Here is a 13283-nt window from a genome sequence, read left to right on the forward strand (position 1 = left end):
CAAGTTTAGGAAATAAATTATGCACCGCAAAACGATCGACGTCTGGGTTGGCCTGTTTGTCCTGCTGGGCCTGGCCGCCCTGCTGTTCCTGGCCCTGAAGGCCGGCAACATGAGCACCCTGTCGTTCAGCAAGACCTACGCCGTCACCGGCAAGTTCGACAACATCGGCGGCCTCAAGCCGCAGGCGCCCGTCAAGAGCGCCGGCGTGGTGGTGGGCCGGGTCGGCGACATTCGCTTCGACGACAAGACTTACCAGGCAATGGTCACGCTGGACATGGACGCGGGCCACAAGTTCCCGAAAGACAGCTCGCTGAAGATCCTGACCGCCGGCCTGCTGGGCGAGCAGTACATCGGCATCGTGCCGGGCGGCGACACCGTCAACCTGGCGGCGGGCGACCGCATCAACAGTACCCAATCGGCCGCCGTGCTGGAAGACCTGATCAATCAGTTCATCTACAGCAAGGCCGCGGACGGAAAGGACAGCGCAAAATGATCAATTACCGATTCCGCTCGGCCGTGCTGGCGCTGGCCGCCTGCTCGACCCTGGCCGGCTGCGCGACGGGCCCCAACCCGCGCGACCCGTACGAGAAATTCAACCGCAAGATGTTCGCCTTCAACGACGCGGTCGACCGCGTGGCGCTGAAGCCGGCCGCCACCGCCTACAAGCAGGTGCTGCCGTCGTTCGTGCAGACCGGCGTGTCCAACTTCTTCGGCAACCTGTCCGACCTGTGGACCGGCGCCAACAACCTGATGCAGGGCAAGGGCGCCGACGGCTTCTCCGACTTGTCCCGCTTCGCGCTCAACTCGACCTTCGGCCTGTTCGGCCTGATCGACATCGGCTCGGAAGGCGGCTTGCAGAAGCACAACGAAGACTTCGGCCAGACCCTGGGCGCCTGGGGCGTGCCGTCCGGTCCCTACCTGATGCTGCCGCTGCTGGGCCCGTCGACGGTGCGCGACACCGCCGGCATCCCGCTCGACGTCGCCGCCGATCCGTGGGCCTACGTCTATCCGGTGCACACGCGCAACGTCGGCACCGCCGTGCGCGCCGTCGACCAGCGCGCCCAGGTACTCGACGCGTCGAACCTGATGGAAGAAGCCGCGCTCGACCGCTACGAATTCATCCGCGACGGCTTCCTGCAGCGCCGCGAAAGCCGCATCAAAGACGGCGGCGGCAAGGAAAAGCTGAAGCAGCTGCTGCAGAAAAACGATAAAAAGGACGACCAGCCGGCCGACGCCAAGAGCATCAAGGCCGCCTATCCGGACGATCCGGGCCCGACCGGCGGCGCGGCGCCTGCGCCAGCCCCGGCGCCGAAGTCGGACAAGCCGTCGTCCGAATCGAAGTCGATCAAGGACGCGTATCCTGACGATCCGGGCCCGACGCCGGAACCCGCCGAACAGAAAAAGCCGCCTGTGTCATCCAAACCGCCGGTCAAGTAGTTAACCCGTATTCCGTACCGCCATGTGAGCGGTATGCACCTGCAGTACCCGCAAACTTGAAAGAGGGCATATGAAACTGATCAAACAACTCATCGCATTAAGCGCCATCGCCATTTCGGCGTTCGCCACCGCCGCGCCAGGCGAAGCGCCGGACGCGCTCGTCAAGCGCATCAGCAACGACGTGATCGAAACCGCCAAGGCCGACAAGGACATTCAGAACGGCAACGTCAACAAGGTCACCGCGCTGGTCGACTCGAAGATCCTGCCGTACGTCGACTTCCAGCGCATGACCGCGCTGGCGGCCGGCCGTTACTGGCGCGAAGCCACCCCGGAGCAGAAGACCGCGCTGTCGAACGAGTTCCGCACCTTGCTGATCCACACCTACTCGGGCGCGCTGTCGCAGATCAAGAACGAAACCGTCGAATTCAAGCCGATGCGCGCCGATCCGGCCGATACCGAAGTCGAAGTGCGTTCGGTGGTCAACGTCGCCCGCGGCGAGCCGATCCAGCTGAACTACCGCCTGGCCAAGAGCCCGTCGGGCTGGAAGATTTTCGACATCAACGTGCTGGGCGCGTGGCTGGTGGAAACCTACCGCGGCACCTTCTCGACCGAGATCAGCAAGGGCGGCATCGACGGCCTGATCAAGAAGCTGGCCGAGCGCAACAAGGAACTGGCCAACAAGCCGATGAAGACCGTCAAGAAGTAACATGACCGAATCGACCTCTTCCGCGCCGCTCGAGTACCTGACGTTCGCCACCGCGCGCGCGGCGCTCGAGCGCGGCCTGGCCGCACTGCGCGCCGGTCAGACCGAGTTCGACCTGGCCATGCTCAAGTCGTCCGATTCGTCCGGCGTGGCGGTGCTGCTGGAGATGCAGCGCCAGGCCCGCAAGGCCGGCGTCACGCTGTCGTTCCGCAACCTGCCGGTCAGCCTGCAGAGCCTGCTGACCCTGTACGGCGTCGACTCCCTCCTGGCCGAATCGCCGGCCAACCTGCAGCACCATTGACCTTCCCTCCGGGGGCTGGCCGTTCCGGCCGGCCTTCATCCTGGGCCGCCCCGCGGCTCATCGGCAATTTCCCCTATAATTGACCGTTCCCCCCGCGAAATTCTTCAAAAGCAACGAATGACAGCAGCAATCCAGATCAACAACGTCGAGAAAAGCTACAAGTCGCTGAAAGCCTTGGGCGGCGTCTCCCTGACCATCGAGCAGGGCGAATTCTTCGGCCTGCTGGGCCCGAACGGCGCCGGCAAGACCACCCTGATTTCGACCATCGCCGGCCTGATCCGCCCCGACGCCGGCAGCGTCTCCATCCACGGCCACGACGTGGTCACCGATTTCCGCGCCGCGCGCAAGAACCTCGGCGTGGTGCCGCAGGAGCTGGTGTTCGACCCCTTCTTCACGGTGCGCGAGACCTTGCGCCTGCAGTCGGGCTACTTCGGCCTGAAGAACAACGACAAGTGGATCGACGAGGTGATGGAGAACCTCGACCTGACCGCCAAGGCCGACGTCAACATGCGCGCGCTGTCGGGCGGCATGAAGCGCCGCGTGCTGGTGGCGCAGGCGCTGGTGCACAAGCCGCCCGTGATCGTGCTCGACGAGCCGACCGCCGGCGTCGACGTCGAGCTGCGCCAGGGCCTGTGGAAGTTCATCTCGCGCCTGAACCGCGAAGGCCACACCGTCGTGCTGACCACCCACTACCTGGAAGAAGCGCAGGCGATGTGCCAGCGCGTGGCGATGCTGCGCGCCGGTAAAGTGGTCGCGCTCGACACGATGAAGTCGCTGATCCGCCGCATCTCCGGATCGCAGCTGATCGTGCACGTCGCCAGCGGCACCTTCCCCGAAGACCTGCGCCATCTGGTCTCGCACGACGAGAACAACCACGGCAAAAAATACAGCCTGCGCGTGAACGAATACGCCGAAGTCGAGCAGATTCTCGCGCGCCTGCGCGAAGCCGGCGTGGTGATCGACGAAATGCAGTTGCAACAAGCCGACCTGGAAGATATCTTCTTGCAGATCATGGATGGAGGTTCGCTGTGAACGTGTTTTCCGTAGGATTCCAGACCCTGCTCTACAAGGAGACGCTGCGCTTCTGGAAGGTTGCTACGCAAACCGTAGCAGCGCCGATCCTGACCGCCATGCTGTACCTGCTGATCTTCGGCCATGTGCTCGACGGCCGCATCGAGGTCTATCCCGGCTCCGGCGTGTCGTACACCGCCTTCCTGATCCCGGGCCTGGTGATGATGAGCGTGCTGCAGAACGCCTTCGCCAACTCCTCGTCCTCGCTGATCCAGTCCAAGATCACCGGCAACCTGGTGTTCATCCTGCTGCCGCCGCTGTCGCACTGGGAGATCATTTCTGCCTACGTGCTGGCGTCCGTGGTGCGCGGCCTGGTGGTCGGCACCGGCGTGTTCGTCATCACCGCCTGGTTCGCCCACCTGTCCTTCGTCGCGCCGCTGTGGATCATCGTGTTCGCGCTGCTGGGCGCCGCGATCCTCGGCACGATGGGCGTGATCGCTGGCGTCTGGGCCGAGAAATTCGACCAGCTGGCCGCATTCCAGAACTTCCTGATCATGCCGCTGACCTTCCTTGCCGGCGTGTTCTACTCGATCAAGTCGCTGCCGCCGTTCTGGCTCGCGGTGTCGCACTTCAATCCGTTTTTCTACATGATCGACGGCTTCCGTTACGGCTTCTTCGGCCAGTCCGACATCTCGCCGTGGACCAGCCTCGCCATCGTCAGCGCCTTCTTCGTGGTGCTCGCGTCGATCGCCGTCAATTTGCTCAAGCGCGGCTACAATCTGCGCCATTAAAAGGAACCACCATGGCTACTACTCCAGAAGCGATCCACAGCTACATCAGCAACGGCATGGAATGCACCCACCTCGAAGTCGAGGGCGACGGCCAGCACTTCACCGCGCTGATCGTCTCGCCGCAATTCGCCGGCAAGCGCCCGATCCAGCGCCACCAGCTGGTGTACGCCGCGCTGGGCGACCGCATGCGCGAAGAAATCCACGCGCTGTCGATGAAGACCCTCACCCCTGACGAATACCAAGGATAAGACCATGGACAAGCTCCAGATTGTCGGCGGCAAGCGCCTCAACGGCGACATCACCATTTCGGGCGCCAAGAATGCCGCTTTGCCGATCCTGTGCGCCGGCCTGCTCACCGCGGGCGACCTCGAACTGACGAACGTGCCGCGCCTGCACGACGTCAAGACCATGCTCACGCTGCTCGAGCAGACCGGCCTGTCCGTCCAGCGCGACGACGAAAGCGTCACGCTGAACGGCAGCGCGATCGACAAGCTCGAAGCGCCGTACGAACTGGTGAAAACCATGCGCGCGTCGATCCTGGTGCTCGGTCCCCTGCTGGCGCGCTTCGGTTCGGCCAAGGTGTCGCTGCCGGGCGGCTGCGCGATCGGCTCGCGCCCGGTCGACCAGCACATCAAGGGCCTGGAAGCGCTGGGCGCCGAGATCACCATCGAAGGCGGCTACATTTACGCCAAGTGCGCCAAGCTGAAAGGCGCCAGCATCCGCACCGAGATGATCACCGTGACCGGCACCGAGAACCTGCTGATGGCGGCGACCCTGGCCGAAGGCGAGACCATCCTCGAGAACGCGGCGCAGGAACCGGAAGTGACCGACCTGGCCAACCTCTTGGTGAAGATGGGCGCGAAGATCGAAGGCATCGGCACCGGCCGCCTGGTGATCCAGGGCGTGCCGTCGCTGCACGGCGCGAAGCATGCCGTGATCTCCGATCGCATCGAAGCGGTGACCTTCCTGTGCGCCGTCGCGGCCACCGGCGGCGACATCGTCATCAAGAACACCCGCACCGACATCATGGACGCCGCGCTCGACAAGCTGCGCGAGCTTGGCCTGGTGATGGACATCGGCGCCGACTCGATCCGCGCGCGCATGGATGCGCGTCCGCTGCCGGTGAGTTTCGTGACCACCGAGTACCCGGGCTTCCCGACCGACATGCAGGCCCAGTTCATGGCGGTCAACACGATCGCCGACGGCGCCAGCCAGGTCACCGAGACCATCTTCGAGAACCGCTTCATGCACGTGCAGGAGATGAACCGCCTGGGCGCGTCGATCCGCACCGACGGCAACGTGGCCAACATCAGCGGCGTGTTCCGGCTGCGCGGCGCGCCGGTGATGGCGACCGACCTGCGCGCTTCGGCCTCGCTGGTGATCGCCGGCATGGCCGCCGAAGGCACCACCCTGGTCGACCGCATCTACCACCTCGACCGCGGCTACGACAGGATGGAAGTCAAACTGTCCGCCGTCGGCGCCGACATCGTGCGGATCAGGTAACCATGAATCCATTCGCGCCACAGGCGAGCGGCCAGCTGATCCTCGCGCTGTCGAAAGGCCGCATCTTCGACGACACGCTGCCGCTGCTGGCGGCGGCCGGCATCGAGGTGACCGAGAATCCGGAAACCTCGCGCAAGCTGATCCTCGCCACCAACGACCCGAACGTGCGCGTCATCATCGTGCGCGCGTCCGACGTGCCGACCTACGTGCAGTACGGCGCGGCCGATTTCGGCGTGGCCGGCAAGGACGTGCTCAACGAGCATGGCGGCGAGGGCCTGTACCAGCCGATCGACCTGAAGATCGCGGCTTGCCGCATGTCGGTCGCGGTCAATGCCGGCTTCGACTACGAGACCGCGGTGCGCCAGGGCGCGCGCCTGCGCGTGGCCACCAAGTTCGTCCAGACCGCGCGCGAACACTTCGCCGCCAAGGGCGTGCACGTCGACCTGATCAAGCTGTACGGCTCGATGGAGCTGGCGCCGCTGGTCGGCCTGTCCGATGCCATCGTCGACGTCGTTTCCACCGGCAGCACGCTGCGCGCCAACAACCTGGTCGAAGTCGAGACCATCATGGAGATCTCGTCGCGCCTGGTGGTCAACCAGGCCGCACTGAAGCTCAAGCGCGCGCGGCTCCAACCCATTCTCGACGCGTTCGAACGCGCATCCAAGTTGCAAGGCTGATTTCCCATGACGATCCAGATCCGCAAACTCGATTCCACTGAAGCGGGCTTCCGCAAGAAGCTCGACACGCTGCTCGCGTTCGAGGAATCGGCCGACGACGCGATCGAGTCCGCAGTGGCGAAGATCCTGGCCGACGTCAAGGCCCGCGGCGACGACGCGGTGCTGGAATACACCAACCGCTTCGACCGCATCAGCGCCGCTTCGATGGCGGAATTCGACATCGGCCAGGCCGAACTGGACGCGGCGCTGGCATCGCTGCCGGAAGCCCAGCGCGCCGCGCTGCAGACGGCGGCCGACCGCATCCGCGTATTCCACGAGCGCCAGAAGCAGGAACTGCAAGACTTCAGCTACACCGAGCCTGACGGCACGGTGCTGGGCCAGCGCATCACGCCGCTGGACCGGGTCGGCATCTACGTCCCGGGCGGCAAGGCCGCATATCCGTCGTCGGTGCTGATGAACGCGATTCCCGCCAAGGTGGCCGGCGTGGCGGAGATCATCATGGTGGTGCCGACTCCGGACGGCGTGAAGAACCAGATGGTGCTGGCCGCCGCGGCGATCGCCGGCGTCACGCGCGTGATCACCATCGGCGGCGCGCAGGCGGTCGGCGCGCTGGCTTACGGCACCGCGACCATTCAACCCGTCGACAAGATCGTCGGCCCTGGCAACGCCTACGTGGCGTCGGCCAAGCGCCGCGTGTTCGGCACGGTCGGCATCGACATGATCGCCGGCCCGTCGGAGATCCTGGTCCTGTGCGACGGTACGACCGATCCGGACTGGGTGGCGATGGACCTGTTCTCGCAAGCCGAGCACGACGAGCTGGCGCAAGCCATCATGCTGTGCCCGGACGCCGGCTACATTGCCCGCGTCGAGGCCAGCATCCACAAGCTGCTGCCGACCATGCCGCGCCAGGACACGATCCGCACGTCGATGACCGATCGCGGCGCGCTGGTCAAGGTGCGCGACATGGACGAGGCGTGCGAGATCGCCAACGCCATCGCCGCCGAGCACCTCGAGATTTCCGCCGAAGACCCGCAGCAGTGGGCCGACAAGATCCGCCACGCCGGCGCGATGTTCCTGGGCCGCTTCTCGTCCGAGTCGCTGGGCGACTACTGCTGCGGCCCGAACCACGTGCTGCCGACCTCGCGCACGGCGCGCTTCTCGTCGCCGCTGGGCGTGTACGACTTCCAGAAGCGCTCGTCGATCCTGTTCGTGTCCGAAGCCGGCGCGCAGACGCTCGGCAAGGTCGCGGCCGAACTGGCCTACGGCGAAGGCCTGCAGGCGCACGCCCGCTCCGCCGAACTGCGGCTGAAACCATGAGCGACTGGCTCAACCGGGTCTTCTGCGAAGACGCGCTGGCGGGACTGGCGCGCATCCCCGATGGATCGGTCGACCTGATCCTGACCGACCCGCCCTACAACCTGGGCAAGGACTACGGCAATGCCTCCGACCAGCAAAGCGTGGCCGACTACCTGGCGTGGACCGAGCAGTGGGTCGACGCCGCGCTGCCCAAGCTGAAAGCCAACGGCAGCCTGTACATCTTCCTGACCTGGCGCTTTTCGCCGGAGATCTTCGTCATGCTCAAGAAGCGCATGACGATGATGAACGAGATCATCTGGGACCGCCGCGTGCCGTCGATGGGCGGCAGCGTGCGCAGCTTTACCTCAGTGCACGACACCATCGGTTTTTTCGTCAACCGCAAGGACTACTACTTCGACCTCGACGCAGTGCGCATCGCTTACGACGCCGAAACCAAGAAGGCCCGTTCGCGCTCGATTTTTGTCGGCGCAAAGTGGCTGGAGATCGGCTACAACCCGAAGGACCTGTGGAGCGTGTCGCGCCTGCACAAGGAGCATCCCGAGCGCGCCGACCACCCGACCCAGAAGCCGCTCGAGATCATCGAGCGCATGGTCAAGGCCTCGTGTCCGCCGGGCGGCGTGGTGCTCGACCCGTTCATGGGCAGCGGCACCACCGCGCTGGCGGCCAAGCGCTGCGGGCGCGATTTCGTCGGCTTCGAGCTGAATCAGGATTATTGCGACATCATCGAGGCGCGCCTCGCGGCGCCCGAACCGCAGGCAGCGCCAAAGCGCAAGACCGCAAAGAAACCCATTGCCGCCGAAACGGCCAGCTGAGGAAACCATGTCCTTTATCGACACCCTGATCGCCAACACCATCCGCCCCGACGTGCGCAAGGCGAGCAGCTACAACGTCCCGGATTCGAGCGGCTACATCAAGCTCGACGCGATGGAGAATCCCTACCAGCTGCCGGAAAAGCTGCGCGCGGAACTGGGCAAGCGCCTGGCCGACGCCGCGCTGAACCGCTATCCGGTGCCGTCCTACGCCTCGCTGAAAGACGCCATCTGCGAGAAGCTCGGCGTGCCGGACGGGTATGACGTCATCCTCGGCAACGGCTCGGATGAACTGATCTCGATCATCGCCATGGCGACCGCGCGCCAGGACCGCCGCGCCGTAATCCTCGCGCCGGTGCCGGCCTTCGTCATGTACGAGCGCTCGGCGCAGTTTGCCGGCATGGACTTCGTCGGCGTGCCGCTCAAGCCCGACTTCTCGCTCGACATGCCGGCCCTGCTGGCCGCCATCGCCGAGCACAAGCCGTCGGTGCTGTTCCTGGCCTACCCGAACAACCCGACCGGCAACCTGTACGACGCGGCCGACATGGCCGAACTGATCGACGCACTGGGCGACACCGGCATCGCCGTCGTCGACGAGGCTTACGAGCCGTTCGCGCGCACCAGCTTCATGGGCCACCTCGAAGAATTCGAGAACCTGGTGGTGATGCGCACGCTGTCCAAGCTTGGCCTGGCCGGCATCCGCCTCGGCTACATGTCTGCCGCGCCTGCGCTGCTGGACCAGTTCGAGAAGGTGCGCCCGCCCTACAACGTCAATGTGCTCACCCAGGCCGCCGCCGAATTCGCGCTCGAGCACCTCGACGTGCTGAACCACCAGGCGGCGCTGCTGAACGCCGCGCGCACCAGCCTGGCCGAGGAACTTGCCAGGCTGCCGGGCGTCGAAGTGTTTCCCTCCTCCGCCAACTTCCTGACCATCCGCGTGCCCGATTCCGATGATGCTTGCGCGAAACTCACCGGCGCCAGGGTGCTCGTCAAAAATCTCGGTAAAATGGGCGAACTGCTGGCCAATTGCATCCGCGTGACGGTCAGTACGCCCGAAGAAAACGCCGCATTCCTGACTGCCCTCAAGGCAGCACTGAAATAAAGATCCTGTCCATGACCCGCACCGCCGAAATCATCCGCAACACCAACGAGACGCAGATCCGCGTCGCGATCAACCTTGACGGCACGGGCGTGCAGAAGCTGAATACCGGCGTGCCCTTCCTCGACCACATGCTCGACCAGATCGCGCGCCACGGCCTGATCGACCTCGACATAGAGTGCGTGGGCGACCTGCACATCGACGCCCACCACACGGTCGAAGACACCGGCATCACGCTGGGCATGGCGGTGGCCAAGGCGATCGGCGACAAGAAGGGCATCCGCCGCTACGGCCACGCCTACGTGCCGCTTGACGAGGCCCTGTCGCGCGTGGTGATCGACTTCTCCGGCCGTCCTGGCCTGGAAATGCACGTGCCGTGGAAGCGCGCGATGATCGGCGCCTTCGACGTCGACCTGGCGCACGAATTCTTCCAGGGCTTCGTCAACCACGCGCTGGTGTCGCTGCACATCGATAACCTGCGCGGCGAGAACGCGCACCACCAGTGCGAGACCGTGTTCAAGGCATTCGGCCGCGCGCTGCGCATGGCGTCCGAACTCGACGCGCGTTCGGCCGGCGTGATCCCGTCCACCAAAGGCAGCCTGTAAATCCGCCATGAACAAAATCGTCGTGGTCGATTACGGCATGGGCAACCTCCGCTCGGTGGCGCAGGCGCTGCGCGCGGTGGCGCCCGACGCCAATGTGCTCATTTCCGGCGAAGCCGCGGACATCGACAGCGCCGACCGCATCGTGCTGCCGGGCCAGGGCGCGATGCGCGACTGCATGCTCAGCCTGCGCGAATCGGGCGTCGAGGATGCGCTACTGCGCGCCTCGAAAACCAAGCCGCTGATGGGCGTGTGCGTGGGCGAGCAGATGCTGTTCGACCGCAGCGAGGAAGGCGATACCGCCGGCCTCGGCCTGTTGCCGGGCCGCGTGGTGCGCTTCCGCCTCGACGGCATGATCCAGGCCGACGGCTCGCGCTTCAAGGTGCCGCAGATGGGCTGGAACCGCGTGCGCCAGGTGCGCGCGCATCCGATCTGGGAAGGCATCGGCGACGAAGCTTACTTCTATTTCGTCCACAGCTTCTACGCCCAGCCGGTCGACCCGCGGGACTCGATCGGCGAGTCCGATTACGGCGGCCAGTTCTGCTGCGCGGTCGCGCGCGAGAACATCGTCGCGACCCAGTTCCACCCCGAGAAAAGCGCGGCCGCCGGCCTGCGCCTGTACCAGAATTTCGTTCACTGGAATCCGTGATTCCCCCGTTTTCACCCACCTAACTGACACTGCCCACCATGCTGCTCATTCCTGCCATCGACCTCAAAGACGGTCACTGCGTTCGCCTCAAACAGGGCGATATGGAACTCGCCACCGTGTTTTCCGAAGACCCGGCCGACATGGCGCTGCACTGGCTGACGAAAGGCGCGCGGCGCCTGCACCTGGTCGACCTGAACGGCGCATTCGCCGGCAAGCCGAAGAACGAAGCGGCGGTCAAGGCCATCCTCAAAGTGGTGCAGGAATTCGCGGTCGAAAACGAGATCGACGAGATCCCCGTTCAGCTGGGCGGCGGCATCCGCGACCTCGACACCATCGAGCGCTACCTCGATAACGGCATCACCTACATCATCGTCGGCACCGCCGCGGTGAAGAATCCCGGCTTCCTGCACGACGCCTGCGGCGCCTTCCCGGGCAATATCATCGTCGGCCTGGACGCCAAGGACGGCAAGGTCGCCACCGACGGCTGGAGCAAGATGAGCGGCCACGAAGTGATCGACCTGGCCAAGAAGTTCGAAGCCTACGGCGTCGAATCGATCATCTACACCGACATCGGCCGCGACGGCATGATGGGCGGCGTGAACATCGAAGCGACCGTCAAGCTGGCGCAGTCGGTGCGCATCCCGATCATCGCGTCCGGCGGCGTGCACAACCTGAAGGATGTCGAGGACCTGTGCGCGGTGCAGGACGAGGGCATCGAAGGTGTGATCTGCGGCCGCTCGATCTACGAAGGCACGCTGGACCTGACGTCGGCCCAAGTGCGCGCCGACGAGCTGACGGGAGACGCGCAAGCGTAAGCCCATGCTCGCAAAACGCATCATCCCCTGCCTGGACGTGACCGACGGCCGCGTCGTCAAAGGCGTCAACTTCACCGAGCTGCGCGATGCCGGCGACCCGGTGGAAATCGCGCGCCGCTACGACGGCCAGGGCGCCGATGAAATCACCTTCCTCGACATCACCGCGTCCTCCGACGGGCGCGACCTGATCCTGCACATCATCGAAGCGGTGGCCTCGACCGTGTTCATTCCGCTGACGGTCGGCGGCGGCGTGCGCAAGGTCGAGGACGTGCGCAGGCTGCTGAACGCGGGCGCCGACAAGGTGAGCATGAACACCTCGGCGGTGACCAATCCCGAGCTGGTGTTCGAGGCGTCGCAGAAGCATGGCTCGCAGTGCATCGTGGTGGCGATCGACGCCAAGCAGGTCGCGCCGGGCAAGTGGGAGGTCTTCACCCACGGCGGGCGCAAGGCCACCGGCCTGGACGCGATCGAGTGGGCCCAGAACATGGAGCGCCTCGGCGCCGGCGAGATCCTGCTGACCAGCATGGACCGCGACGGCACCAGGTCGGGCTTCGACCTGGGCCTGACGCGCGGCGTGTCCGACGCGGTGAACATCCCGGTGATCGCCTCGGGCGGCGTCGGCGGCCTGCAGGACTTGGCCGACGGCATCAAGCTCGGTCGCGCCGACGCGGTGCTGGCCGCCAGCATCTTCCACTATGGCCAGCACACGGTCCAGGAAGCCAAGCGCTTCATGGCCGCGCAGGGCATTCCGATGCGCCTGGATTGAGGAACGCCGCATGAGCACCATCGCCATCCCCGCCAACAACGCCAAGTGGCTCAAGAAGGTCCGCTGGGACGAACACGGCCTGGTGCCGGTGATCGCCCAGGAAGCGTCCACCGGCGACGTGCTGATGTTCGCGTGGATGAACCGCGACGCGCTGCACAAGACAGTGGAACTGGGCGAGGCGGTGTACTGGAGCCGCTCGCGCAAGAAGCTGTGGCACAAGGGCGAGGAGTCCGGCCATGTGCAGAAGGTGCTGGAGATCCGCCTCGACTGCGACGAAGACGTGGTGCTGCTGAAGATCGAGCAGGCCGGCGGCATCGCCTGCCACACCGGCCGCCATTCCTGCTTCTTCCAGAAGTTCGACGGCGACGCCGAACACGGCGACTGGCAGACGGCGGAGCCGGTGCTGAAGGATCCGGACACGATTTACACCAATCCGAAAAAGAAGAAATGAGCGAAACCCTGAAGCGCCTGGCCGCCGTGATCGAATCGCGCAAGCTGGAAAACGGCGGCGATCCCGCGACCTCGTATGTGTCGCGCCTGTTCTCCAAGGGCGACGACGCGATCCTGAAAAAAATCGGCGAGGAAGCCACCGAGACCGTGATGGCGGCGAAGGATGCGCGCCACGGCGGCGACGCCTCGAAGGTGCTGTACGAGTGCGCCGACCTGTGGTTCCATTCGATGGTGCTGCTGGCCCAGTTCAACCTGACGCCGCAGCAGGTGCTCGACGAACTGGCGCGCCGCGAAGGCGTGTCCGGCATCGACGAGAAGGCCGCGCGGGCGCCCGACAATCAATAACAAGGAGC

The 13283-nt window shown here is 65.2% G+C and carries 18 protein-coding genes; all 18 read left to right on the forward strand.

Going from position 1 to position 13283, the window contains the following annotated elements:
• Positions 1 to 19: 19 nt before the first annotated feature.
• The 18 genes from mlaD to AC1D02_RS09790 all read left to right on the forward strand — a co-directional run bounded on the left by mlaD (position 20) and on the right by AC1D02_RS09790 (position 13275).
• Entirely contained in the window at positions 20 to 493 is a 474-nt protein-coding gene (mlaD, locus tag AC1D02_RS09705) for an outer membrane lipid asymmetry maintenance protein MlaD (protein WP_477316149.1), read from the forward strand.
• A complete protein-coding gene (locus tag AC1D02_RS09710) occupies positions 490 to 1437 on the forward strand; it encodes an MlaA family lipoprotein (RefSeq protein WP_477316151.1) in 948 nt (315 codons plus the stop codon). The genes mlaD and AC1D02_RS09710 overlap by 4 nt, the downstream gene beginning before the upstream one ends.
• Positions 1438 to 1507: 70 nt before the next feature.
• Complete coding sequence (locus AC1D02_RS09715) at positions 1508 to 2143, forward strand: MlaC/ttg2D family ABC transporter substrate-binding protein (RefSeq protein WP_477316153.1); 636 nt, start codon at positions 1508 to 1510, stop codon at positions 2141 to 2143.
• A 1-nt stretch (position 2144) separates the two neighbouring features.
• Entirely contained in the window at positions 2145 to 2441 is a 297-nt protein-coding gene (locus AC1D02_RS09720; protein ID WP_477316155.1) for an STAS domain-containing protein, read from the forward strand.
• A gap of 117 nt (positions 2442 to 2558) precedes the next feature.
• Positions 2559 to 3473 (forward strand): ABC transporter ATP-binding protein, encoded by a 915-nt coding sequence (locus tag AC1D02_RS09725; protein WP_477316157.1) that lies wholly within the window; start codon positions 2559 to 2561, stop codon positions 3471 to 3473.
• On the forward strand, positions 3470 to 4243 hold the full coding sequence (locus AC1D02_RS09730) for an ABC transporter permease (protein ID WP_477316159.1): 774 nt from the start codon (positions 3470 to 3472) through the stop codon (positions 4241 to 4243). Before AC1D02_RS09725 ends, AC1D02_RS09730 begins: the two co-directional genes overlap by 4 nt.
• Before the next feature lie 11 nt (positions 4244 to 4254).
• Positions 4255 to 4491, forward strand: coding sequence for a BolA family protein (locus tag AC1D02_RS09735; protein WP_477316161.1), 237 nt, complete (start codon positions 4255 to 4257; stop codon positions 4489 to 4491).
• A 4-nt stretch (positions 4492 to 4495) separates the two neighbouring features.
• Entirely contained in the window at positions 4496 to 5746 is a 1251-nt protein-coding gene (murA, locus tag AC1D02_RS09740) for a UDP-N-acetylglucosamine 1-carboxyvinyltransferase (protein ID WP_477316163.1), read from the forward strand.
• A 2-nt stretch (positions 5747 to 5748) separates the two neighbouring features.
• The gene (gene hisG / locus AC1D02_RS09745; RefSeq protein WP_477316165.1) at positions 5749 to 6423 is read left to right on the forward strand and encodes an ATP phosphoribosyltransferase; all 675 of its coding nucleotides are present in this window, start codon (positions 5749 to 5751) and stop codon (positions 6421 to 6423) included.
• A gap of 6 nt (positions 6424 to 6429) precedes the next feature.
• On the forward strand, positions 6430 to 7740 hold the full coding sequence (gene hisD / locus AC1D02_RS09750; RefSeq protein WP_477316167.1) for a histidinol dehydrogenase: 1311 nt from the start codon (positions 6430 to 6432) through the stop codon (positions 7738 to 7740).
• On the forward strand, positions 7737 to 8552 hold the full coding sequence (locus tag AC1D02_RS09755) for a DNA-methyltransferase (protein ID WP_477316169.1): 816 nt from the start codon (positions 7737 to 7739) through the stop codon (positions 8550 to 8552). The genes hisD and AC1D02_RS09755 overlap by 4 nt, the downstream gene beginning before the upstream one ends.
• 7 nt (positions 8553 to 8559) lie before the next feature.
• Positions 8560 to 9651: a histidinol-phosphate transaminase gene (gene hisC / locus AC1D02_RS09760; protein ID WP_477316171.1), complete on the forward strand. Its 1092-nt coding sequence runs from the start codon at positions 8560 to 8562 to the stop codon at positions 9649 to 9651.
• Between the two features lie 11 nt (positions 9652 to 9662).
• The gene (gene hisB / locus AC1D02_RS09765; protein WP_477316173.1) at positions 9663 to 10253 is read left to right on the forward strand and encodes an imidazoleglycerol-phosphate dehydratase HisB; all 591 of its coding nucleotides are present in this window, start codon (positions 9663 to 9665) and stop codon (positions 10251 to 10253) included.
• A gap of 7 nt (positions 10254 to 10260) precedes the next feature.
• Positions 10261 to 10899 (forward strand): imidazole glycerol phosphate synthase subunit HisH, encoded by a 639-nt coding sequence (gene hisH, locus AC1D02_RS09770; protein ID WP_477316175.1) that lies wholly within the window; start codon positions 10261 to 10263, stop codon positions 10897 to 10899.
• 38 nt (positions 10900 to 10937) lie between these two features.
• Positions 10938 to 11714 carry a 1-(5-phosphoribosyl)-5-[(5-phosphoribosylamino)methylideneamino]imidazole-4-carboxamide isomerase gene (gene hisA / locus AC1D02_RS09775; RefSeq protein WP_477316177.1) on the forward strand — a complete coding sequence of 259 codons (777 nt, stop codon included), beginning with the start codon at positions 10938 to 10940 and terminating at the stop codon, positions 11712 to 11714.
• Between the two features lie 4 nt (positions 11715 to 11718).
• Positions 11719 to 12480 (forward strand): imidazole glycerol phosphate synthase subunit HisF, encoded by a 762-nt coding sequence (gene hisF, locus AC1D02_RS09780; RefSeq protein WP_477316179.1) that lies wholly within the window; start codon positions 11719 to 11721, stop codon positions 12478 to 12480.
• Positions 12481 to 12490: 10 nt separating this feature from the next.
• Positions 12491 to 12931, forward strand: coding sequence for a phosphoribosyl-AMP cyclohydrolase (hisI, locus tag AC1D02_RS09785; RefSeq protein ID WP_477316181.1), 441 nt, complete (start codon positions 12491 to 12493; stop codon positions 12929 to 12931).
• Complete coding sequence (locus tag AC1D02_RS09790) at positions 12928 to 13275, forward strand: phosphoribosyl-ATP diphosphatase (RefSeq protein WP_477316183.1); 348 nt, start codon at positions 12928 to 12930, stop codon at positions 13273 to 13275. Before hisI ends, AC1D02_RS09790 begins: the two co-directional genes overlap by 4 nt.
• Positions 13276 to 13283 lie beyond the last annotated feature (8 nt).

It is taken from the genome of Massilia sp. P1_C10 (assembly GCF_056406475.1).

Excerpts from the sequence above, each read along its gene's own strand:
- mlaD (WP_477316149.1), top strand. The coding sequence starts at position 20 with ATGCACCGCAAAACGATCGACGTCTGGGTTGGCCTGTTTGTCCTGCTG.
- AC1D02_RS09710 (WP_477316151.1), top strand. The coding sequence starts at position 490 with ATGATCAATTACCGATTCCGCTCGGCCGTGCTGGCGCTGGCCGCCTGC.
- AC1D02_RS09715 (WP_477316153.1), top strand. The coding sequence starts at position 1,508 with ATGAAACTGATCAAACAACTCATCGCATTAAGCGCCATCGCCATTTCG.
- AC1D02_RS09720 (WP_477316155.1), top strand. The coding sequence starts at position 2,145 with ATGACCGAATCGACCTCTTCCGCGCCGCTCGAGTACCTGACGTTCGCC.
- AC1D02_RS09725 (WP_477316157.1), top strand. The coding sequence starts at position 2,559 with ATGACAGCAGCAATCCAGATCAACAACGTCGAGAAAAGCTACAAGTCG.
- AC1D02_RS09735 (WP_477316161.1), top strand. The coding sequence starts at position 4,255 with ATGGCTACTACTCCAGAAGCGATCCACAGCTACATCAGCAACGGCATG.
- murA (WP_477316163.1), top strand. The coding sequence starts at position 4,496 with ATGGACAAGCTCCAGATTGTCGGCGGCAAGCGCCTCAACGGCGACATC.
- hisG (WP_477316165.1), top strand. The coding sequence starts at position 5,749 with ATGAATCCATTCGCGCCACAGGCGAGCGGCCAGCTGATCCTCGCGCTG.
- hisD (WP_477316167.1), top strand. The coding sequence starts at position 6,430 with ATGACGATCCAGATCCGCAAACTCGATTCCACTGAAGCGGGCTTCCGC.
- AC1D02_RS09755 (WP_477316169.1), top strand. The coding sequence starts at position 7,737 with ATGAGCGACTGGCTCAACCGGGTCTTCTGCGAAGACGCGCTGGCGGGA.
- hisC (WP_477316171.1), top strand. The coding sequence starts at position 8,560 with ATGTCCTTTATCGACACCCTGATCGCCAACACCATCCGCCCCGACGTG.
- hisB (WP_477316173.1), top strand. The coding sequence starts at position 9,663 with ATGACCCGCACCGCCGAAATCATCCGCAACACCAACGAGACGCAGATC.
- hisH (WP_477316175.1), top strand. The coding sequence starts at position 10,261 with ATGAACAAAATCGTCGTGGTCGATTACGGCATGGGCAACCTCCGCTCG.
- hisA (WP_477316177.1), top strand. The coding sequence starts at position 10,938 with ATGCTGCTCATTCCTGCCATCGACCTCAAAGACGGTCACTGCGTTCGC.
- hisF (WP_477316179.1), top strand. The coding sequence starts at position 11,719 with ATGCTCGCAAAACGCATCATCCCCTGCCTGGACGTGACCGACGGCCGC.
- hisI (WP_477316181.1), top strand. The coding sequence starts at position 12,491 with ATGAGCACCATCGCCATCCCCGCCAACAACGCCAAGTGGCTCAAGAAG.
- AC1D02_RS09790 (WP_477316183.1), top strand. The coding sequence starts at position 12,928 with ATGAGCGAAACCCTGAAGCGCCTGGCCGCCGTGATCGAATCGCGCAAG.